Source organism: Mesorhizobium sp. LSJC280B00 (assembly GCF_000502835.1).
Classification (GTDB): domain Bacteria; phylum Pseudomonadota; class Alphaproteobacteria; order Rhizobiales; family Rhizobiaceae; genus Mesorhizobium.
The window spans coordinates 455,554-477,343 of the sequence record NZ_AYVL01000002.1 but is presented as its reverse complement, the minus strand read 5'-3'; the positions used below and the strand labels follow the sequence as shown (position 1 = coordinate 477,343).

The following is a 21,790-nucleotide window of genomic DNA, read 5'->3' as shown; positions in this document are numbered from 1 at the left end:
GCACAGGCGCGAGGCAGGCGCGGCCGACGGTGAGAATGGCGAGAACGGCGAAGATGCCGTCGCAGAAAAGCTGGATGCCGTTGCCGACAACACCACGTCCGACACTGCCGGACAGAGCGAGGATGCCGCTGGACAGATTGAAGAAGTCGCGCATAGCGGCGAGACCGAGCCTTCCGAAGGCGGATCGAGTTCCATCGCTGCCAGCGTCGATGCCGACGTAATCTCCGAAGCCGTCCCACAAGTCGAGACAAGCGGGGCCGAGACAAGCGGCGAAGCGACGTCCGAAGACAATGATCGCGGCATGCTGGAGGAGGTGCAATCCTCGCATCCGGACGATCACGAGATCGAATCGGTCGGCGCTGAAGACGCGCTCGAAGAAGTGCGCAACCGCCGCAAGCCGGTGCGCCGCCAGTACAAGATTCAGGAAGTGATCAAGCGCCGGCAGATCCTGCTGGTACAGGTCGTCAAGGAAGAGCGCGGCAACAAGGGTGCAGCGCTGACCACCTACCTGTCGCTGGCCGGCCGCTATTCGGTGCTGATGCCGAACACGGCACGCGGCGGCGGTATTTCGCGCAAGATCACCAATGCGCAGGACCGCAAGCGGCTGAAGGAAGTGGTCGCCGATCTCGAAGTGCCGCAAGGCATGGGTGTCATCCTGCGTACGGCCGGCGAAAGCCGCACCAAGGCAGAGATCAAGCGCGACTACGAATATTTGATGCGACTTTGGGAAAATGTTCGCAATCTGACGCTGCAATCGACGGCCCCTGCCCTGGTCTATGAGGAAGGCAGCCTGATCAAGCGCTCGGTGCGCGACCTCTACAACAAGGATATCGACGAGATCCTGGTTTCCGGCGAAGAAGGCTACCGTGAAGCCAAGGACTTCATGCGCATGCTGATGCCGAGCCACGCCAAGGTGGTTCAGCCGTTCCGCGACACGACGCCAATCTTTGTGCGCAACGGCATCGAAGCGCAGCTCGACCGCATGCTGCAGCCGCAGGTGACGCTGAAGAGCGGCGGCTACATCATCATCAACCAGACGGAAGCGCTGGTCGCCATCGACGTCAATTCGGGCCGTTCCACCAAGGAGCACTCGATCGAGGACACCGCACTTCACACCAATCTGGAAGCCGCCGAGGAAGTCGCCCGGCAATTGAGGCTGCGCGATCTCGCCGGCCTCATCGTCATCGACTTCATCGATATGGAGGAGAACCGCAACAACCGCTCCGTCGAGAAGCGGCTGAAGGATCACCTCAAGAACGATCGTGCCCGCATCCAGGTCGGCCGCATCTCGCATTTCGGCCTGATGGAGATGTCGCGCCAGCGCATCCGTGCCAGCGTGCTGGAATCGACCATGAAGCCTTGCCCGCATTGCGGCGGCACCGGCCATGTGCGCTCCGATTCGTCGGTCGCGCTGATGGTGGTGCGGGCAATCGAGGAATTCCTGCTCAAGGATTCGCGCAGCCACATCACGGTGCGGACGCCGGCGGCGACCGCGCTCTATGTGCTCAATCACAAGCGCGGCACGCTGGTGGAATTCGAGCACCGCTTCGGCGTGACCATCACCATCGAAGCCGATGACGCGGTCGGTGCACAACACTATGCCATCTTCCGCGGCGCGCTGGCCGAAAAGCCGGAAGGCTTTGTCGAGGCGCGCACGTTCCCGGCCTATGTCGAGCCGGAAGAACCCGAGGACGAGATCGTCATCGAAGAGGAAGACGAGGCACCGGTGCAGGCCGAGCAGCCACGCCCTGCCCAGCAGCCGCAGCAGCCAAGGTCCGGCGAGGACGGCGAAGGCCGCGATCGCAAGCGCCGCAAGCGCCGCAGACGGCGCGGCGGCAAGGATCGTGAACACGGGGATCGTGAACACGGGGAACGTGAACACGCCGATCGCGAGCATGGCGCTGCTGTGGAAGGTGCTTCCGTTTCGGCGCCGATAGACGATGCCTTCGTAGCCGCCGGCGATCAAGGCGCCGAAGCGGAACGTGAAACGCCGGCCGGTGTTGCCGAAACGGCGGAAGCGGCGGACGACGGTCACGGCAAGAAGCGCCGGCGCGGCAAGCGCGGCGGCAAGCGCAATCGCCGTGAGGACGGCGAGGACGGCTTGGAAGCTGCCCCCGGCGAGCCCACCGCCATGACGGAAGGTGCCGTGTCGGAAGCAGAGCCCGTAATCGGCGAGCCGGAAGGTGCGCCGCCGGCCGAAGAGCTTGCGGTGCTTGCTCCGGCGAACGACGACATGCCGAGCGCCGAAAAGCCGAAGAAGCCGCGCCGTGCCGCCAAGCCGAAGAAGGTTGCGGCGGAAGCAGTTGCCGAGATTGCGGGCGCCGAGACATCGGCTGCCGAGGCCGCCTCCGTGGCTTCCGGCGAGACCGCTGCGCCGGCTTCGCAGGAGACCGAAGCGGCGGCTGCCGAGGAAACGCCGAAGGTCCGGCCGTCGCGGCGCAAGCCCGTACCGGTGGATGCTCCGGTCGTGCCGGTCGTCTCCTCGATCGTCCCCGACGAGGCAAAGACCGAGGAAGCAAAGGCCGAGGACAAGCCGAAGCGTGCCGGCTGGTGGCAACGGAAGGGCTTTTTCTAAGCTTTTCCGTGCATTAGCCAGATTTTCTGATTAAAAAAATCCCGCGCTGCCGATCGGCTGCGCGGGATTTTTTGTCCCAATTCGAGGCGACAGGCACCAGAGCGGAATGCATTCAAATTGAATGGGGCATTCCGCTCTAACTGTTTGTTTTGCCGCATTTGTGCGGACGCCAAATGATTCCATTTGGCTGCAAAATGCTTATGGCGCGAAGATCGACCAGTTCATCGTCTTCGCCAGTTTTTCCAACGCGATCGAGCCCAGCCTGGAATTGCCGTTGGCATTAAGGCCAGGGGACCAGACGGCAAGCGAGGCGACGCCCGGCACGATCCCCAATATGCCGCCGCCAACGCCGCTCTTGCCGGGAATGCCGACGCGGAAAGCGAAGTCGCCGGAGCCGTCATAGTGGCCGCAGGTCAGCATCATCGCGCCGATGCGGCGGGCGCGCTCTGCCGAGACGACGGAATGCCCGGTCGCCGGGTTCTTGCCGCCATTGGCAAGGAAGCGGCCGGCCAGGGCCAGTTGCCGGCAACTCATGGCGATAGCGCAATGGTGGAAATAGACGCCCAGCGCCAGTTCCGGCGCGTGATTGAGATTACCGAACGATTTCATGTAATTGGCAAGCGCGAAATTGCGAAAGCCGGTGGCGCGTTCGGACGCCGCGACCTCGCGGTCGATGATGATGGTGTCGTCATCGGCCAGGAACTGGATGAAGCGCAGGATCTCGCCGATCGCCTCGCGCGGCTGATGACCGGCAAGCAGGATGTCCGAGACCACGATGGCGCCGGCATTGATGAATGGATTGCGCGGAATGCCGTTCTCGTGCTCGAGCTGGACGATCGAGTTGAATGGATTGCCCGAAGGTTCGCGCCCAACCCGCTGCCACAGCGCGTCGCCGACATTGCCGAGCGCCAGCGTCAGCGTGAACACCTTTGAGATGCTCTGGATCGAAAATGCCTCGTCGGCATCGCCTGCGGTCAGCATGCGGCCGTCATTGGTCACCGCGGCAATGCCGAATTTTTTCGGATCGATCTTGCCGAGCTGGGGGATATAGCTGGCGACGTCGCCGCGATCGGTACGCTCCGCCATTTCGGCAGCGACCTCGCGCAACGCATGTTCGAGTTGGGGCGCCTGATCAAACTCCAGCATCGTCGCCCCCGCTACTTCAGCCAGCGTTCGATACGCGCCATCGCCTCGACCATGTCGTCGTGGCTGCCGGCGTAGGAAAAGCGCATCGTGCGATGGCCTTGCAGCGGGTCGAAATCGCGGCCCGGCGTCGCCGCCACATGCGCCTCGGCAAGCATCCGGCGTGCAAACGCCATGCTGTCATTGGTGTGCCTGGTGACGTCGCAGAAGGCGTAGAACGCGCCGTCCATGGGCGCGGCCAAAGCAAAGCCGAGCTCCGGCAGGCGTTGCATCAGGAGCTCGCGGTTCCAGGCATAGCGCGCCTTCACCGCTTCCAGCTCTGGCGTCGCCTTGAATGCCTCGATCGCGGCAATCTGGGACAGTTCGGGCGGCGAGATGTAGAGGCTCTGGGCGATGCGCTCGACTGGCCGCACCAGTTCCTGCGGCAGCACCATCCAGCCGATGCGCCAGCCGGTCATGCAATAATATTTCGAGAAGGAATTGATCACCGTCACATCCGCGCCGAAAGCAAGCGCCGTCGTGTCGGGCGCCGCATAGGCCAGCCGGTGATAGATTTCGTCCGAGATGACGGCGATCCCGAGCTCTTGCGCCGTTTTGACCAGCGCCTCGAGATCGCCGGCGGGAATGACCGCGCCGGTCGGGTTGGCCGGGCTGGCGAACAGCACGCCCTTCAGCGGTTTTTCGCGATGCGCGGCTTGCAGGTGCTCGGCATGCAGATAGGCGGCGCCGTCCAACTCGATCTCGGCGATGTCGATGCCGAGCGCGGCCATGATGTTGCGATAGGCAGGATAGCCGGGCGCAGCGATGGCGACGCGGTCGCCTGGATCGAACATTGCCAGGAAAGCAAGGTTGAAGGCAGCCGACGATCCGGTGGTGACGGCTATCCGCTCGGGCGAAACGTCAAGCCCGTAGTGCTCGCCATAATGCGCCGCGATCGCCTTGCGCAGACCGGCGAGGCCCAGCGCGTCGGTATAGCCGATGCGGCCTGCTTTCAAGGCATTGGCCGCCGCTTCGCGAACCCCGGCCGGCGCCGGATCGGAAGGCTGGCCGACGGCCATAGAAACGACCGGCAGGCCCTTGGCTTTCAGCCGATTCGCCTCGGCCAGGATGTCCATGGCATGGAACGGTTCGACCGCGCCGCGGCGCGAAAGCGAAACAACCATTTTTCAATCCACCACACTTGTCCGCACGTGCCGGCCATATGCTGGCCGCGCCGCACAAATGCCCGATTGGTGTGGGGATCACAAGTTCGGTAAGTTTAGGCTGCCGACTTTTCATCCTTCGCCCACTCGTCTACCAGTGGACCTGCCATGTTGAGCCGACCCAAATCGACGATCGCCAGGACAGCGCGCGCCCTCGCGACGCTTTCGCTTGCCGCGATGGTCGCCATGGCCGGCTCGGTCAATGCCTTTGCGCAGAATGTGCCGGTTGTGCGCGATGCCGAGATCGAGGCGCTGGTGCGCGATTACGCGCGGCCGATCTTCAAGGCGGCGGGCTTGTCGGGCGACGCCATCAACATCGTGCTGGTCAACGACCAGAGCTTCAACGCCTTTGTTGCCGGCCGCCGCCTGTTCATCAACACCGGCGCGCTGATGACGGCCGAAACGCCCAACGAGATCATTGGCGTCATTGCCCACGAGGCCGGCCATATCGCCGGCGGACACCAGCAGAAATTGCGAGAACAGCTCGAGCGCGCCAAGACGATGGCGATCCTGGCGACGCTGCTTGGCGCCGGCGCCATGGTGGCCGGCGCCACCAGCAACAGCCGCGGTCTCGCCGGCGCCGGCATGGGCGTGGTGGCCGGCGGCGGCGAGATGGCGCAACGCAGTATCCTCGCTTATCAGCGCACCGAAGAGATGACCGCCGACCGTTCGGCGATCACCTATCTCAATGCAACCGGCCAGTCCGGCATGGGCATGCTGAAGACGTTTGGCCGCTTCCAGAACGCATTGTCGCTCTCGGGCGCGCAAGTCGATCCCTACAGGATCAGCCATCCGATGCCGCAGGAGCGTATCGCCAATCTCGAAGTGCTGGTGAAGCAGAGCCCTTACGTCGACAAGGTCGACCCGCCGGCACTGCAGCAGCGCCACGACATGATGCGCATCAAGATCGCCGCCTACATGCAGGGCCAGGCGGCGGCGTCGCGATTGATGCGCAAGAACCCCGGCAGCCTCGCCTCACGCTATGGCGACGCGCAGATGACCTATCTTTTCGGCAATCTGGCGTCGGCGCTCACCAAGACCAACGCGTTGATCAAGGAACAGCCGAAAAATCCCTATTTCCAGGAATTACGCGGCGACATCCTGATGAAGGCGAACCGGCCGAAGGATGCGGCGGACGCCTATGCCAAGTCGGTCAGCCTCGATCCGGCGCGATCGGGGCTGCTGCCGGTCTCTTACGGCCAGGCGCTGATGGCGATCGGCACGCAGGATTCGCTGAAGAAGGCGGTGGCGCAGATCAACACCGGCCTCGGACGGGATCGCGAAAACGCCGCCGGATACCGCTATCTGGCACAGGCTTACGGGGAACTCGGCAACATCCCGGCCGCCGAGCTTGCAACCGCCGAAGGGCATTTCTATTCCGGCGACTACAAGAATGCGAAAATCTTCGCCATGCGGGCGCAGCAGAGCATGAAGCGGGGCGAGCCGGGCTGGCTTCGCGCGCAGGACATTATAAACTACGCACCATCAGGTAAGAAGAAGTGAACCTTTCGGACGCAGGCTGCGACACAGCCAAAGCGAGCGGACCGGAACACGGGCAAGAGGATCGAGGATCATGACCAAGGCAATTCTGCTGGGCACTACCGGAGTGGCAGCGGCTCTCGCCATGCTGGCATTCGGCTTCGTCGCCGGCAATCCGCAGACGGCGAAGGCCGGCACGGCGCAGCTTGCCCAGACGGCGTCCTCGGGTACCAAGCTCGACCGCACCGAAGTCGAAGGCATCGTCCGCGACTATCTCCTGAAGAACCCGGAAGTGCTTCTGGAGGCACAGCAGGCACTCGAGGCCAAGCAGAAGGAAGAACAGCGCGTCGCCAGTCTCGGCGTCATCAAAGACGCCAAGGACCAGATCTTCAATTCCTCCTTTGACGGTGTTGTCGGCAATCCGAACGGCAAGGTCACCATCGTCGAATTCTATGATTATAATTGCGGCTACTGCAAACGCGCCATCGACGACATGCGCGCGCTGACCAAGGCCGATCCGGACCTGCGCTTCGTACTCAAGGAGTTCCCGATCCTCGGCCCGGATTCGCAGAAGGCGAGCGTCGTCTCGATGGCCTTCCATTTGATGAAGCCGGAGAAATACGGCGAATTCCACAATGCGCTGCTCGGCGGCCAGGGGCGCGCCACCGAGGCGGCGGCAATCAAGGTGGCGCTGTCGCTCGGCGCCGACGAGGCGGCGCTGCGCGAAAAGATGAAGGACCCGAGCATCACCGAGGCCTTCTCCAAGACCTATGACCTCGCCACCAAGCTCGCCATCACCGGAACGCCGTCCTATGTCGTCGGCAACGAGGTGGTGTTCGGCGCGCTTGGCCAGGAAGTGCTGGCCGAAAAGATCGAGGCGGCGAAGGCCGCGCTCTGATCAGCATTCGGGTTTCGATTAGGCTGCGGGTTTCCGGCACGGGCCGTTTTCCGGCTGTTGTGGACGGCGAAAGAACGCACTTGCGCTCTTTTCGCCAGCGTCTATGCCCATTATAGAGGGTCCGGCGCGCCGGCTTAGCCGCGCCGGGAAAGGTCGGCATATTTTGAAAACGGTTTTCGTCCTGAACGGCCCCAATCTCAACGCGCTCGGCAAGCGCGAGCCGGGCATCTATGGCGGCAAGACGCTTGCCGCGATCGCCGACGACTGCAAGCAGGCAGGTGCCGCACTTGGGCTGGAGATCGATTTCCGCCAATCGAACCATGAGGGCGACCTCGTCGACTGGATCCAGGAGGCCGCCGACAAGGCCGCCGCGATCGTCATTAATCCGGGCGCCTACGGCCATACCTCGATCGCCATTCACGATGCCATCCGCGCTGTCGCGCCGCTGCCGGTCGCTGAGGTGCATCTCTCCAACATCCACGCGCGGGAACCATTCCGCCACGTCTCCATGGTCGCGCCGGTCGCCGTCGGCATGATCTGCGGGTTCGGGCCGCTCGGCTACACGCTGGCGCTGCAGGCGCTGGCTGCACGCCTATGACCGGCCAACAAACAGAAGGCTCGAAAATGTCGATAAAGAAGAACGGTGTTGACCAGCAGCTGATCCGCGATCTGGCGGGCATACTGAACGACACCAACCTGACCGAGATCGAGGTCGAGCTGGGCGATCTGAAGGTGCGCGTCTCGCGGCAGGCCCCGGCCGTCCATGCCGTCGCCACAGCTCAGCCGGCCTATGCCCCGGCAGCCGCGCAGCCTGCGGCAGCGGCCGCGCCGGCGACGCCCGACGTGTCGAAGAACGCCGTTGCCTCGCCGATGGTCGGCACCGCCTATCTGGCACCGTCGCCCGACGCCAGGCCGTTCATCGAAATCGGCCAGAAGGTCAAGGAAGGCCAGACGCTGCTGATCATCGAAGCAATGAAGACGATGAACCAGATACCCTCGCCGCGCGCCGGCACGGTGACGGCGATCCTGTTTGAAGATGCGCAGCCGGTCGAATATGGCATGCCGCTCGTCGTGATCGAGTAGAGCCGGGAACAGGCGAAAGATGTTCCAGAAAATCCTCATCGCCAATCGCGGCGAAATCGCCCTCAGGGTGCTGCGCGCCTGCAAGGAGCTCGGCATCCAGACGGTGGTGGTGCATTCGACCGCCGACGCCGACGCCATGCATGTGCGTCTCGCCGACGAGAGCGTCTGCATCGGCCCGCCGCCGTCGCGCGACAGCTATCTCAACATCCACCAGATCGTCGCCGCCTGCGAGATCACCGGCGCCGACGCGGTGCATCCCGGCTACGGTTTTCTGTCGGAGAACGCCAAGTTCGCCGACATCCTCGCCGCGCACAACATCACCTTCATCGGCCCGACCGGCGACCATATCCGCATCATGGGTGACAAGATCGAAGCCAAGCGTACCGCAAAACGCCTCGGCATTCCCGTGGTGCCCGGCTCCGACGGCGCGGTCACCGAGGACAAGGAAGCCAAGCGCATTGCCGCCGCGATCGGCTACCCCGTGATCATCAAGGCGTCGGCCGGCGGCGGCGGGCGCGGCATGAAAGTGGCGCGTAGCGAGGCCGATCTCGAGGTGGCGCTGCAGACGGCACGCTCGGAGGCGGGTGCGGCCTTCGGCGACGACGCAGTCTATATCGAGAAATATCTGCAGAAGCCGCGCCATATCGAAGTGCAGGTGTTCGGCGACGGCGCCGGGCGCGGCGTGCATTTCGGCGAGCGCGACTGCTCGCTGCAGCGCCGCCACCAGAAGGTCTGGGAAGAAGCGCCCTCGCCGGCGCTCAATGCCGAAGAGCGCGCGCATATTGGCGGCGTCTGCGCCAGGGCGATCGCCGATCTCGGCTATTCCGGCGCCGGCACCATCGAATTCCTCTATGAGGACGGCGAGTTCTATTTCATAGAGATGAACACGCGCCTGCAGGTCGAACATCCGGTGACCGAGGCGATTACCGGCATCGACCTCGTGCACGAGCAGATCCGCGTCGCCTCGGGCGGCGGACTTTCGGTGCGCCAGGAGGACATCCGCTTCCACGGCCATGCCATCGAATGCCGCATCAATGCCGAGGATCCGCGCACCTTCACCCCCTCGCCGGGCACCATCACCCATTTCCACACGCCGGGCGGCCTCGGCATCCGTGTCGATTCCGGCGTCTATTCCGGCTACAAGATCCCGCCCTACTACGACAGCCTGATCGGCAAGCTGATCGTGCATGGCCGCAACCGCGTCGAATGCATGATGCGGCTGCGGCGCGCGCTCGACGAATTCGTCGTCGACGGCATCAAGACGACGCTGCCACTGTTTCGCGACCTCGTTGGCAACGCCGACATCGCCAATGGCGACTACGACATCCACTGGCTGGAAAAATACTTGGCCGAAGGCGAGTGATACAGGGCGAAGCGATGACCCGTCCCTACGCACCCGGTTATCGCATCCCGACCGACCTTTTGCTCAAAGCCTATGCCTCCGGCGTCTTCCCGATGGCCGAAAGCGCCAATGACCCCGAAGTATTCTGGGTGCGGCCGGAGACGCGCGGCATCATTCCGCTCGACGGGTTCCACATACCGAAAAGCCTGAGAAAGACGATCCGCAAGAACCTGTTCGAGTTCCGCATCGATTTCGACTTCGAGGCAACGATCGAGGCCTGTGCCGAAAGGCGCGAGGAACGTCGGTCGACCTGGATCAACGCGCCGATCCGCGAAGCCTATATCGAGCTGCATCGGATGGGCCATTGCCATTCGGTCGAGGCCTGGCACAACGACCGATTGGTCGGGGGGCTCTACGGCGTATCGCTCGGCCGCGTGTTCTTCGGCGAGAGCATGTTCGCCAGGGAGACCGACGCGTCAAAGGCCTGCCTGGTTCACCTCGTCGAACGCCTGAAGGCGCGTGGCTTTGCACTGCTCGATACGCAGTTCACCACCGAGCATCTCAAACGCTTCGGTGCAATCGACGTGCCGCGCGGCAAGTACGAGAAGATGCTGGCCGAGGCGCTGAAGGGCGAGGCCGTGTTTTTTCCATAAACTGGAATGGTTCATCGTTTCACATAAACGCAATTCCGGAAAGCCGTTCACACTTTCCTGGACTTGCTCTTGCGGCCGGTCAGCCTTTTGCTGCCGTCACCAGCGGCGTCTGTGCGTGGAACATCATCTTCCAGCCATTGACGCGGTGGACATAGCCGGTGCTGACCAGCGCCGCATAGGCTTCGCCATCTTGCCGCGTCGCACGCGCCTCGTAGGTCAGCATGACGATGTCGCTGCCCGGCTCGATGATGCCCTTGAGGTCGATGTCGAGATCGCGCCAGCGGTTCGGGTCCGTGACAGTTGCGGCCAGATCGGTATTGCTCATCACCCGCGCCATCTGCGGGAAGGCCACCAGGCAGTCGGTATCGGCATTGGCCTTGAAATAGTCGGCACCGCCGCTCCAGAATCCCCTTTCGATGTCGAGAAGTTCGTTCTTGTTGGCCATCATCATGGCAACCTCCTCCGTAGAGAGGCACCAACGCTCGGGCAACGCGGCGGTTCCGCAGGGCGCGGTATCCGCCGCGCACTGACAGGTTCTAGTTGGTTTTGGGGGCGGCGGGTGCCGGCACATCGGACTTCTGCTTGCAGCCCTTCAGCCAGATATCATAGACGGCATGCTCGACGGCGTTGATCCCGGGGCTTTCGGCAAACATCCAGCCGGTGAAGATACGGCGTATTTTCCGGTCGAGCGTGATCTCGTCGACCTCGACGAACGAATCCGTCTTCGGCTCTTCGTTTTCGGGCCGCGAATAGCAGATGCGCGGCGTCACCTGCAAAGCGCCGAACTGAACCGTCTCGTCGATATAAACATCGAAGGTGATGATACGGCCGGTGATCTTGTCGATGCCGGCGAATTCAGCGACTGGATTGGTGATGCGCTCGGATACTGCCGGTGCTGCAGGCGCCACCGACGCGTCCGGCGCAGGCGGCGCCAATTCCTGCGCAGTAGCAAGCGCCACCATAGAAGCGAGAACGACCGCGGTTAATCCGCCCGTCAAAATTCGGCTGAACATGCTCATGCAAGGTCCGGTGGTTTGCGCCCGGGGTGATTCTCTTAACGCCAAGGCTAGTTGCTGCTGTCGGATCAGCAAACAGCTAAACAGCAATTGTGGCGACAAAGGACCGCCCCCGTGGGGACCGCGCCCTTGGGGACCGCGCGCGTGTCGCGGCGATCGATCACGAACCAGGCGTCCAGGCGTCGTAGTCGCCCGTCACCTGCGGACGATGCTGGTTGGTCAGCACCGAGCCTTTCGGGCGATAGGCCGCGGGGCTGCCGGTGAGGTTCGGCACATGCGGCTTTTGCCAGTCGCGTGGCTTGTAGTCTTCGCTTGGCGGCGCAACGTCGACACGATGATGGATCCAGCCATGCCAGCCGGGCGGAATCGCCGAGGCTTCCGAATAGTCGCGGTAGATAACCCAGCGACGGGTGCGGCCTTCCGAATCGACGCCGCCCTCATAGTAGACGTTGCCAACCTCGTCCTGCCCGACCTTCTTGCCGTGCCGCCAGGTGTGGAAGCGCGTTCCCAATGTCTGGCTATTCCACCAGGTGAAAAACTGCAGAAGGAAAGTTTTCATCCAAATCCTCGTGGCAAGTCCTTGAAGCAAGTCCTCGCGGCGGCTGCGGCGCCTGTTCCTGCTTATGGCTTCACGGCATTGCGAAGGCAAGCGTCTTGCCGCAACCGAGGAGCAAATGGGTGGCGGGAAAGCGAAACGATCATGTCATTTTCGCGGCCGCCCGAAGCAGATGAAATGGGTTGTTGGCAACCTTACGCAGCGTTATTCTAGGAGTTGAAGCTTCGTTGCCTCAAGGACGGCAAATGAGAGGGGCTCATGTCATCGCTGGCGGGCACGGCCGGTCGCGCGTTGCCGCAGGTCGTTGAGGCGATCTACGATTCGATTGCCGACGTCGACCGCTGGCAGGCGACACTCGAGGCCATCTGCAACCTGGCGGAAGGCCAGCTTGCCATGCTCGCCGTCATCGACACGATCAGCAGCTCCGCGCGGTTTTCGGTGTCTTGCGGCGATCCCGCAGTTCTTGAGCCGTTGAAGCATGACTACGGCTCGCAAGTGCCGTTCTATGCGGCGGTTCCCAAGATGGAGATCGACGTGCCGTTCACCGTCGATTCGATCTACGCCCTGCAAGGCCCGGATACGCGACAGAGATGGCTCGAAAGCCGCATCGTGCGCGAATGGGTGCAACCCAACCGCCTGGACGATTTCTTCTGGGTGGCGTTGATGAAGCGGCCGACCCGGATCGGCACGTTGATGGTGGTTACCGACAAGGACAGGCGCCAGATTTCCCGCGAGGATATCGAGCTTGTCTGCCTGTTGGCACCGCATGTGCGGCGCGCGGTGACCATCGGCGACCTGTTCGAGGCCGAGCGGCGCAAGGCCGAAATCTTCCGCTCCATCATCGAAAGCCTCGACCATCCGGTGCTGATCGTCGCCGAAGACATGACCATCATCTTCGCCAATCCATCAGCCGAAGCGCTGCTCGCCGAAAACATTTCGGTTGCTTGTGTGCGCGGCCAGCTTTCCTTCACCTATGCCAATGCCAATGCCGCGATCGGCCGCGCCGTCCAGCTCGGCACGCGCGACGAATTCGCGCTCGGACCTTGCGGCATCAACATTCCCCTGGCCAAGACGGCCGTTCCGGCGGTGGCCCATGTGATGCCGCTGGCGCGGCGTGAGATCTCGGCGCGCATCTCGCAGCGCGCCGCTGCAGCGATCTTCATCGCGGCGGCCGGTTCGGCACCAATCCCGGCGCTGGACGCCATTGCGGCGCTGTTCGGATTGACCGCGGCAGAAAGGCGCGTCGCCGGTCACGTTGCCGCCGGCCTGACGCGAAAGGAAATCGCCGCGGCCGGCGGCGTCTCGGACGGCACCGTCAAGTCGCAGCTGGCGACGATCTTCGACAAGACCGGTACAGGCGATCAGCGCGAGCTCGAACTGTTGATGCGCGAATTGTCGCCACCCTTGCGCTCCAGGTGATTTTGCTCAGGTTCCCCGGACCGGCAGCGGTCCAGAAGACTCGGCCGGCAAGTTTTTCAAGCCCTGAGACCATCGTCCGCAAAATCTGCGAAACGAAACCGGCATCGTTGCAATTCGGCCAAAATCATGGTGCGGTCGTTCGCGGTCCAGAAACGCGGCACTATGCTCGGCTGGAATGAAAATGGTTTCTGGCGCGGATCTCGATCTTTGACACCGACATCTACCGAGCGGCTGCTCCCCTACCTCTTTCTGCTTGGGCTGATCGTAATCGCGGTCGCTTTCCGGCCACTGCTGCCTGTCGACGAAACGCGATATCTCAGCGTCACCTGGGAAATGTATCTGAGCGGACAGATCTTCGTCCCGACGATGAATTTCGCGCCCTATCTGCAGAAGCCGCCACTGCTGTTTTGGCTTATCGACCTTGTCTGGAATATTTTCGGCGCCAGCCGGCCGGCGGCGATGCTGGTCATCTTCGCCGCCTCCTCGCTCGTCATCTGGCTGACGACGGCGTTGGCAAAGACCCTGTTTCCGGGCCGCGACGACATCGCGCGGCGCATCCCCTGGCTGGTCGCCGGAAGCAGCGTGTTCGTCATCTATTCGACGCTGATCCTGTTCGATCTGTTGCTGGCGGTCTTTGTGCTCGCCGCGCTGTTGTCGTTGATTGCCTTTGCCCGCAGCGGCAACCGCTGGCAGGCCGTCCTGGCCGGGCTGTTCATCGGCATGGGCGTGCTGACGAAAGGCCCGGTGGTGCTGATCCATATCGGCGCGCCCATCCTGTTCTACCCGTTCTGGCGCGACGGGCGGGCGGGACTGACGACACCGAACTTCCTCGCTGGAATGGGCCTGGCCCTGCTCGCCGCACTAATTCCGGTGGCGATCTGGCTGGTGCCGGCGACCATCCTGACAAAAGGCAATTTCGTTTATGATCTCGTCTGGAACCAGTCGGCGGGGCGCGTCACCGGCAATTTGCGCAATTCGCACGGCCGGCCGTTCTATTTCTATCTGCTGCTGCTGCCGGTCATGTTCATACCGTGGATCTTCATACCCGAGGTGTGGCGGTTGAAGCTGCGCACGCGGATACGCAGCCTGATCGACGCGAAGTCGCCGGATCTGCGCGCCTTGCGCCTGCTGTCATTCTCGTTCGTTGCCGTGTTTCTGGTGTTCAGCGCGATATCCGGCAAGCAGCCTCATTATGTCGTGCCGATGTTGCCGTTCGTGGTCATCCTGTTCGGCTATTTCATGGCGGAGATCCCGCTCGCCAGGCTGAAGAGCTCGGCCATCGTCATGCTTGTCATTTTCGGCATCGGCCACGCGGTAGCATCGGCAACCGCGTTCAAACGCTATGATCTGACGCCGCTCGCCAACTTCATCGACGAGCGAAAGGATGCGGACTGGGCCGTGGCTTTCGACTATCAAGGCGAAGTCGGCTTCCTGGCCCGGTTGCAAAAGCCATTCGAAACCACCGACAAACCGGAAGAATGGCTTGGCTCGCATCCCAGCGGCTATGTCATCGACAAGGTTTCCAAGGATCCCGGCACTGCAGGGCAAATCGCGTTCCGGCTTCGCGTCGAACGCGGCTATCTCGTCGTGCTGAAGGGACAGCATTGACGATCGTCACCGGTATGCGAGTTCGTCCCCCGCGCGGGAGATGAAGGCGTTGCTGCTTCGTGGTTCCATCGCTCGATAGAACCGGGAGGTATTCATGCGCAAGCTCATCTCGACGACGCTTTTTGCCTTATCGCTCGCAGTGGCCGGCCTTGCCGCCGATCCGGCATGGAGCTTCAAATGTCAGTCCGGAACGATTGGGCAAGGCAGTTGCTCCTGCTCCGGGACCGCCGACTGCACCGATATGCGGCATTCCAAAATGTGCAAGGGCGACCTGAACTGCGGTTCGGGCAAATGCTCCTGCACGGCCGCATTGGTAGTCGACCCCGGCCCGAAAACCCCCAAGCCCAAGGTCGTCACGCCGAAGGCGACAACCAAAGGCGTCGTGAAGCAGTAGACATCCAATCCGAAAAGGACGGCGGCTCGACGTCGCTGGGCCGGCCCGATGTTTCGCGGTTCATCCCCCGTGCGGGCGATGAACCGCAATCGAACACATGCTGCTGTCTAGCCGGAGGGTGGTTTCCAACGACAGAGCGAGGATACCATGTTGAAAACCTGCACGATGCTGTTCTTCTGCCTGATGGCGGCCACCGCGGCCGCCCAGCCGCCGCCTTCGGGGCCGCCGGTTCCCAGTGCGGCACTTGCCCCATGCAACGCCACACAATCGAACAGGCCCTGCAAAGCCGAACTCGGCGTGTTCCTGATCACCAACACCGTCCGCAACCTGGCGCAAGCCAAGGTCGACGCCACCAACGCACAGCTGGCCGCCCAGGGACGATCGTCACGCGCATCGATCGAATCGCTGAAGCAATGGCGGCCGTCGCGCTTTGCGACGCAGATGCTGAACCAGCCGAACAGCTGGTTTGTCAAAGTTCCTTACATCCTGACCATCAAAGTCTCGATCCCGGTGACCTCCGACCGCCATATCGGCATTCCCATAGACGTCAACGTCTTCTGCAGCGGCTGGCAGACCGATTCCAGCCAGGTCATCATCCGCTCGCAACCCGGCCCGGCGAGCTTCGAGGGCGGCAACATCCTCGAAGACGTTTTCAACGTCGGTAACTACATCGACGCTCAGGTACGCAGCTCGTTTTCGGCACCCCTGCCGGTGACGACGCCGGTTCCAAATTCGAAATGCTCGGCAATAGACGGCTCCGATGCCGGCACGCAGGCCAGCGGCGATGATCTCATCTTCTGGACGGTGCCGCGGCGCAACCTGGTGGTGACGGACGCCATAGCCAAGCCGACGGTTGAAGTGACCTTCGACAGCCTCACACGCCTGCCAGCCCGCGACTTCCACAACAATGTCGTCTATGCGGAATCCGAGGCCATAAACCTCAACGTCTATGCCAATGAGGATGGCCGTCAGAAGGCGCTGACGATGCGCGAAGGCGACGTGGCTGTGCTGAACCTTCCCGCAGTACGGCTGGACGCGCGAAAATACGATTCGCTGGTCGTCATCGGCAATGTCGACCAGCCGCCGAACGACCCCAGAGACAGCGCCTTCGCAGTAGCGGCCAAGACTGCGGGATTCGGTGCCGGTTCCAAGATCATGCAGATCCCGAAGTGGTATTCGAGGCCGCCGGACCAGTTCAATCCCAAGCCTACATGGATCAGAGTTCCCGGCTATGAGCTGCACTATACGGTACGCTATCTCAACAGCGGCGGGCTGGCCGTCGATGGTGGAACCAGTGCGGTCCGGCCTCCAAAAGTCGCCGTTCCGATAAAGGCGCTCATCAAGCCGAAAACGCCCTGACGCGGCCGCTCGCGGATGACGGCGGCGGTTCAGACCGCTGCCGCCTTCCCCCGCGCGGCAGATGCGGCAGCGCCGGCTTCATGGCCTGATCTTGCCGGGACAAACGCGCCGCTGCGCCACGAGCGAGCGGCGCCATCGATGGAGGCAAACGATGCTGCACCTTCCTCACACCATGCCCGCCGTCAGGATCATTGCGGCAATCTCGCTGCTTGCCTTCCCGAACTTCATGCCGCCGGTCACAAGCCCGGCGAACGCGCTGCCGGTCAGCCAATCCTGCAGGATCACCACGTATTATAAGACTGCGGCAAAGGCGACGGAGGTTGGCGTGCGCTCGACGTGCCAGGGCGTCAAAAAATGGGGCGTCACCTCGAAATATTACGAGGTGGAAAAAATCGAAGCCGCCACGCCCCCGCACACGTCGGGTGGAGGCGGCAGCCTGCCGTGCGAGTTTCTCGCTGCCGGCTGCTCCAACCTGCCTGAGAAACGCAACTGAGCGTCAGGCGAACGAGCTATCCGAGTTGCTTCTCCAAAACCAGCGCCGGCAAGCCCGAGGCGCCGCCGCAATCGGCCGTGTTGCCGGCGGGCAAGAACCCTCGCGAGCGGTAAAAGGCGATGGCCGGAGCATTTGCTTCCTCGACCTCGACGCGCAGCGTCCGGACCTCCGGAAAGCTGGCCTCGATCTCGTCCAGCAGCGCCTGGCCGATGCCTTGCCTCTGCCAGGCCGGATGGACGTAAAGCTGGTTCAGCATGACGATCCTGGCATCCGTGGTGGCGGCCGCGAAAGCCATGCCGCCGATGCTTTTGCCGTCGTCGGCGACCAGGAACTCCGAGTTCGGCCGCGTCAGCCGTGCCTTGAGCGCGGCGATCGAATGCCATTCATCGGTGATTTCGGTAACCCGCGCCGCGCCATAGATGGCGTCATAGGTGGCATGCCACGTCTCGATCAGCAATGCGCGCACCGCCGCCAGATCGCGCTCGCCGGCGGTGCGGACGAACATCCTACTCGATCCCGAGCCTGGCCTTGACCAGCTCGTTGACCGCCTGCGGATTGGCCTTGCCGCCAGTCGCCTTCATCACCTGGCCGACGAACCAGCCGGCCATGGTCGGCTTGGCGCGCGCCTGTTCGACCTTGTCCGGGTTGGCCGCGATCACCTCGTCGACCGCCTTTTCGATGGCGCCGGTATCGGTGACCTGCTTCATGCCACGGCTCTCGACCAGCTGACGCGGATCGCCGCCCTCGTTCCAGACGATCTCGAACAGATCCTTGGCGATCTTGCCGGAGATGGTGCCTTCCTTGATCAGGTCGATGACAGCACCAAGCTGGTCGGGTGAAACAGGAGCGTTTTCAATGTCCTTGCCGGCCTTGTTCAAGGCACCCAGGAGGTCGTTGATGACCCAGTTGGCGGCGAGCTTGCCGTCGCGCCCGGCCGCCACCTTCTCGAAATAATCGGCGACCGCCTTTTCCGATACCAGGATCGAGGCATCGTAGGTCGACAGGCCAAGCGAAGCGATCAGTCGCGCCTTTTTGGCATCGGGAAGTTCCGGCAGGTCCTTTGCCAGTTCGTCGACATAGGCCTGGTCGAATTCCAGCGGCAGAAGATCGGGATCGGGGAAATAGCGGTAGTCATGCGCTTCTTCCTTGGAGCGCATCGAGCGCGTCTCACCCTTATTGGGGTCGAACAGCCGCGTTTCCTGCTCGATCCTGCCGCCGTCCTCGAGGATGGCAATCTGGCGGCGCGCTTCATAGTCGATGGCCTGGCCGATGAAACGGATCGAGTTGACGTTCTTGATCTCGCAGCGCGTGCCGAATTCGCCGCCGGGCCGCCGCACCGAGACGTTGACGTCGGCGCGCAGCGAGCCTTCGTCCATATTGCCGTCGCACGTGCCGAGATAGCGCACGATGGTGCGCAGCTTGGTGACATAGGCCTTGGCTTCATCGGCGGAACGCATATCCGGCTTGGAGACGATCTCCATCAGCGCCACGCCGGAGCGGTTGAGATCGACGTAGGACATCGTCGCATGCTGGTCGTGCATCGACTTGCCGGCGTCCTGCTCCAGGTGCAGGCGCTCGATGCCGACCTCGATGTCCTCGAATTCGCCCTGCCGGTCCGGGCCGACCGAGACGATCACCTTGCCCTCGCCGACGATCGGCTGCTTGAACTGCGAGATCTGGTAGCCCTGCGGCAGGTCGGGATAGAAATAGTTTTTCCTGTCGAAGACCGATTTGTGGTTGATCTCGGCCTTCAGGCCCAGCCCGGTGCGGATCGCCTGCTTGACGCATTCCTCGTTGATGACCGGCAGCATGCCGGGCATCGCCGCGTCGACCAGGCTGACATTGGCGTTGGGCGCGGCGCCGAAAATGGTCGAGGCGCCGGAAAACAGCTTTGCCTGAGAGGTCACCTGCGCGTGGACCTCGAGGCCGATGATGATCTCCCAGTCGCCGGTGGCGCCGGGAACCAGGCGCTTGGCGTCGGGCGTGCGGGTGTCGATGATGCTCATAAGGGCCTGCATATTGAAATTGCGGATATGCGAGAACGCATATTTTGATGTGCAACTTCGCTAGTGCAAACCGCCAAAAGAGACAAGCGCAAAGCCGCAGGCGCCGACGCGGCACAGGCCCGTACCTGCCGCGATGGACTGCTATAGCGGCTTGAAAAAAGTTCAATGGCCGGCAACCCGGCCGCCGTCACCTATGCCGTGGCGATGTAGGCCCTGATCTCCTCGGCCTCGCGCTCGACATCCTCGATGCGGCGCTTGACCACGTCGCCGATCGACACGATGCCGTCGAGCAGCCCGTTCTTTTCCACCGGCAGATGGCGGAAGCGGCCCTTGGTCATGATCTCCATGACCTCGTTGACGGTGTGGTTCTCATTGCAGATCTTCACCTTGGGCGTCATCGCCGAGCGGACGGCAAGGTCGAGCGCCGCCGCCCCCTCCTTGGCGAGAACCCGCACCACATCGCGCTCGGAAAGAATGCCGACGATCTTGTGATCGCCGTTGGTGATGACCAGCGCGCCGATCCTGTGTTCGGAAAGCATGCGGATGGCTTCGCTGAGCTTTTCGTTCGGCCCGAGCGTCACCACGTCGTGGCCTTTTGCCTCGAGAATTGCCTTAACAGTCATGGCGTCCTCCTCTGCATTTCCTGCCGGCTCCTGCCCTGGCCGGCTTTCCCTGGGATGAACATGGTGCGCCGCGATCGGTTGCATTTCAAGTGCGGCGGTCTCAGGTCTCCGGCTCGTCCGCCTGCCGGGGCACCTGCTCTCGCCGATCAAAAAACCGCAGGCCGAAGAAGCCGGCAAGAAAACCGCCAATATGGGCTTCCCAGGCGATCTGGCCGTCAATGCCAGGCGCCAGGCCGAAGAGGCCGGTCGCCAGGTTGATCACCATCCACATGGCGAGAAAGGTGACGACGCCGCGCGAGCGCAGCACCGCCGCCATCGGCAAAGGCTGGCCGGCGAAGGCGGCCTTGCCCGACGATCGGTCGATGCGGAAGCCGTAGCGTGCCGCCGCGCCCATCATGCCGGAAATCGCGCCGGAGGCGCCGACCAGCGGCGCCTCGCCAAGCGGGTGCATGGCCCAGAACAGCGCCACCGCCGCCAGTCCGGTCGCGGCGAAGAACAGGCTGAAGCGCAGCGCGCCGAAGCGGTTGGCCAACGGTGAGCCGAAGGCCGCGAGCCACACCATGTTGATGGCAAGATGGGCAAAGCCGCCATGCAGGAAGGCATAGGTAAAAGGGCTCGAAAACGCGAAGAAATCCAGATCGAAGCGGCCGGAATAGCGGATCGGGACAAAGGCGGCCCGGACAAGCAGTTCGAAGTCCTGGTCGTCGGTCAGCCAATAGACCCGGATCAGATGGACCGCGACACAGATGCCGATCACCGCCAGCACCACGGGCGGCAGGTTGAACACCGGCTCGCGGCGCTGCTCCGGTTCGCGGGCGGCAGGCCCGCTCTCGCCCTGCTCGATCTCCGGTGGGCTTTCTGGGTCGCTCATATGGCTTGCACTCAGTCGCTGGATTGGACTTGGCGAGCATGTAGATCACGGCCAACCGAATCACAAACGGCGAATCAGCAGCCCCGAATCAAAAAAAGAAGCCGTCCAAGGTTTCCCTTGAACGGCTGGTCGAGCCCCCTTGCTCCCCCTGAACTCTTGACTGAAGTGCTGCCGATCGTCGCAAAACGACCGCTTCTGGAGTGGTTTTGGTGTGCCACAGGCCTCGCTGGCGCGCAACGTAAACCAGTTGTTAACCTTAACCGCCCCGACCCGTGAACAAGTATTAACGATGCTGGCACGCATCCTGCTCCGCAACGCATGTAGGTCTTCGGAGGGCGCCCTTCTGTTCACCGATGGGACATCAGAAGACAGAATGCGCGGAGCAGCATTAGCATGAACCAGACCGGATCGATCACGCTGTTCCATTATTGGAACCGGTTGCGTGACGGACGCCCTGCCCCGAAGCGCTCGGAAGTCGAGCCGGCCGACATCAAGTCGCTGCTGGCCGACACGTTCATCCTGGAAAAGGACACGCGCGGCGAAGCGGTGTTCCGGCTCGCCGGCACCAGGCTCTGCGCGGTCTATGGCCGCGAACTCAAGGGGTTTTCATTCCCTTCGCTGTGGCGCGAGAAGGATCAGCGGCTGATCTCGAAGCTGACCGATGGCGTCTTCGACCTGAAATCGGTGGTGCTCATCACCTACGAGGGTTTCAGCCGCAGCGGCCGTTCCAACAGGTTCGAGCTGCTCGCGCTGCCGCTCGACGGCGGTGTCGAGAGCCCGCGCTGCCTCGGGGTGATAAGCGCCGTCGAAAAGCCCTTCTGGCTGGGCGCCGACCCGGTTCTCGACGCCTTGATCGATTCGATCCGCGTCGTCGATCCCGACAAGGAGCCGATGTTCCCGGGGAACCGTCCGGCGATCGAGGTTCCCTCGCTCGCCCCGTCGGAATTCGACCCGCCCGAGACGATTTCGGCGCTCGGCCAGGCCCGCCGCATCCGTCACCTGGTCGTCTTCGACGGCGGACGCGAGGAATGATGCCCAAAGCTTAAAGCAACAGCGCCGGGCTTTCCCCT

General features: G+C 62.8%; 22 protein-coding genes. 13 read left to right on the top strand and 9 right to left on the bottom strand.

The window, feature by feature from the left end; genetic code table 11:
- On the top strand, positions 1-2,575 hold a 2,575-nt coding region (locus tag X773_RS44675), incomplete at its 5' end, for a ribonuclease E/G (protein WP_023674829.1).
- A 198-nt stretch (positions 2,576-2,773) separates the two neighbouring features.
- Here the strand turns inward: X773_RS44675 and X773_RS44670 are convergent.
- Both X773_RS44670 and X773_RS44665 read right to left on the bottom strand, forming a co-directional pair.
- The gene (locus X773_RS44670; protein WP_023674828.1) at positions 2,774-3,721 is read right to left on the bottom strand and encodes a glutaminase; all 948 of its coding nucleotides are present in this window, start codon (positions 3,719-3,721) and stop codon (positions 2,774-2,776) included.
- Positions 3,722-3,732: 11 nt separating this feature from the next.
- Positions 3,733-4,881 carry an aminotransferase class I/II-fold pyridoxal phosphate-dependent enzyme gene (locus X773_RS44665; protein WP_023674827.1) on the bottom strand — a complete coding sequence of 383 codons (1,149 nt, stop codon included), beginning with the start codon at positions 4,879-4,881 and terminating at the stop codon, positions 3,733-3,735.
- A gap of 147 nt (positions 4,882-5,028) precedes the next feature.
- Between X773_RS44665 and X773_RS44660 the strand changes: the two genes are divergently transcribed.
- The 6 genes from X773_RS44660 to aat all read left to right on the top strand — a co-directional run bounded on the left by X773_RS44660 (position 5,029) and on the right by aat (position 10,375).
- Entirely contained in the window at positions 5,029-6,423 is a 1,395-nt protein-coding gene (locus tag X773_RS44660) for a M48 family metalloprotease (protein ID WP_023674826.1), read from the top strand.
- Between the two features lie 70 nt (positions 6,424-6,493).
- Complete coding sequence (locus X773_RS44655) at positions 6,494-7,297, top strand: DsbA family protein (RefSeq protein ID WP_023674825.1); 804 nt, start codon at positions 6,494-6,496, stop codon at positions 7,295-7,297.
- Between the two features lie 163 nt (positions 7,298-7,460).
- Complete coding sequence (gene aroQ, locus X773_RS44650; RefSeq protein WP_031211260.1) at positions 7,461-7,895, top strand: type II 3-dehydroquinate dehydratase; 435 nt, start codon at positions 7,461-7,463, stop codon at positions 7,893-7,895.
- Positions 7,896-7,921: 26 nt separating this feature from the next.
- Entirely contained in the window at positions 7,922-8,380 is a 459-nt protein-coding gene (accB, locus tag X773_RS44645) for an acetyl-CoA carboxylase biotin carboxyl carrier protein (RefSeq protein ID WP_023674823.1), read from the top strand.
- A gap of 19 nt (positions 8,381-8,399) precedes the next feature.
- On the top strand, positions 8,400-9,743 hold the full coding sequence (accC, locus tag X773_RS44640) for an acetyl-CoA carboxylase biotin carboxylase subunit (protein WP_023674822.1): 1,344 nt from the start codon (positions 8,400-8,402) through the stop codon (positions 9,741-9,743).
- A 14-nt stretch (positions 9,744-9,757) separates the two neighbouring features.
- On the top strand, positions 9,758-10,375 hold the full coding sequence (gene aat / locus X773_RS44635; protein ID WP_023674821.1) for a leucyl/phenylalanyl-tRNA--protein transferase: 618 nt from the start codon (positions 9,758-9,760) through the stop codon (positions 10,373-10,375).
- 79 nt (positions 10,376-10,454) lie between these two features.
- Here aat and X773_RS44630 read toward each other — a convergent pair whose 3' ends face one another.
- From X773_RS44630 to X773_RS44620, 3 genes are all read right to left on the bottom strand, one after another.
- Positions 10,455-10,823 (bottom strand): hypothetical protein, encoded by a 369-nt coding sequence (locus tag X773_RS44630; RefSeq protein WP_023674820.1) that lies wholly within the window; start codon positions 10,821-10,823, stop codon positions 10,455-10,457.
- An 88-nt stretch (positions 10,824-10,911) separates the two neighbouring features.
- Positions 10,912-11,394, bottom strand: a complete 483-nt coding sequence (locus tag X773_RS44625) for a DUF2155 domain-containing protein (protein WP_023674819.1) — start codon at positions 11,392-11,394, stop codon at positions 10,912-10,914.
- A gap of 157 nt (positions 11,395-11,551) precedes the next feature.
- Positions 11,552-11,950 carry an NADH:ubiquinone oxidoreductase subunit NDUFA12 gene (locus X773_RS44620; RefSeq protein WP_023674818.1) on the bottom strand — a complete coding sequence of 133 codons (399 nt, stop codon included), beginning with the start codon at positions 11,948-11,950 and terminating at the stop codon, positions 11,552-11,554.
- A 255-nt stretch (positions 11,951-12,205) separates the two neighbouring features.
- Between X773_RS44620 and X773_RS44615 the strand changes: the two genes are divergently transcribed.
- The 5 genes from X773_RS44615 to X773_RS0137270 all read left to right on the top strand — a co-directional run bounded on the left by X773_RS44615 (position 12,206) and on the right by X773_RS0137270 (position 17,220).
- Positions 12,206-13,366, top strand: a complete 1,161-nt coding sequence (locus tag X773_RS44615; protein WP_023674817.1) for a LuxR C-terminal-related transcriptional regulator — start codon at positions 12,206-12,208, stop codon at positions 13,364-13,366.
- A 207-nt stretch (positions 13,367-13,573) separates the two neighbouring features.
- Positions 13,574-14,974 (top strand): glycosyltransferase family 39 protein, encoded by a 1,401-nt coding sequence (locus X773_RS44610; RefSeq protein ID WP_198023524.1) that lies wholly within the window; start codon positions 13,574-13,576, stop codon positions 14,972-14,974.
- Between the two features lie 94 nt (positions 14,975-15,068).
- Complete coding sequence (locus X773_RS44605; protein ID WP_023674815.1) at positions 15,069-15,368, top strand: hypothetical protein; 300 nt, start codon at positions 15,069-15,071, stop codon at positions 15,366-15,368.
- A 147-nt stretch (positions 15,369-15,515) separates the two neighbouring features.
- The gene (locus X773_RS44600; RefSeq protein WP_023674814.1) at positions 15,516-16,727 is read left to right on the top strand and encodes a hypothetical protein; all 1,212 of its coding nucleotides are present in this window, start codon (positions 15,516-15,518) and stop codon (positions 16,725-16,727) included.
- Positions 16,728-16,878: 151 nt separating this feature from the next.
- Complete coding sequence (locus X773_RS0137270) at positions 16,879-17,220, top strand: hypothetical protein (RefSeq protein WP_156937281.1); 342 nt, start codon at positions 16,879-16,881, stop codon at positions 17,218-17,220.
- A 16-nt stretch (positions 17,221-17,236) separates the two neighbouring features.
- On the opposite strand, the gene X773_RS44595 is transcribed toward X773_RS0137270, so the two are convergent.
- The 4 genes from X773_RS44595 to X773_RS0137265 all read right to left on the bottom strand — a co-directional run bounded on the left by X773_RS44595 (position 17,237) and on the right by X773_RS0137265 (position 20,720).
- The gene (locus X773_RS44595; RefSeq protein WP_023674812.1) at positions 17,237-17,725 is read right to left on the bottom strand and encodes a GNAT family N-acetyltransferase; all 489 of its coding nucleotides are present in this window, start codon (positions 17,723-17,725) and stop codon (positions 17,237-17,239) included.
- Position 17,726: 1 nt separating this feature from the next.
- Positions 17,727-19,226: an Asp-tRNA(Asn)/Glu-tRNA(Gln) amidotransferase subunit GatB gene (gene gatB, locus X773_RS44590; RefSeq protein WP_023674811.1), complete on the bottom strand. Its 1,500-nt coding sequence runs from the start codon at positions 19,224-19,226 to the stop codon at positions 17,727-17,729.
- 191 nt (positions 19,227-19,417) lie between these two features.
- Complete coding sequence (locus X773_RS44585) at positions 19,418-19,849, bottom strand: CBS domain-containing protein (protein WP_023674810.1); 432 nt, start codon at positions 19,847-19,849, stop codon at positions 19,418-19,420.
- Between the two features lie 100 nt (positions 19,850-19,949).
- Entirely contained in the window at positions 19,950-20,720 is a 771-nt protein-coding gene (locus X773_RS0137265; RefSeq protein ID WP_031211254.1) for a rhomboid family intramembrane serine protease, read from the bottom strand.
- A gap of 393 nt (positions 20,721-21,113) precedes the next feature.
- On the opposite strand from X773_RS0137265, the gene X773_RS44580 reads away from it, so the two are divergent.
- A complete protein-coding gene (locus X773_RS44580; protein WP_023674809.1) occupies positions 21,114-21,752 on the top strand; it encodes a PAS domain-containing protein in 639 nt (212 codons plus the stop codon).
- Positions 21,753-21,790 lie beyond the last annotated feature (38 nt).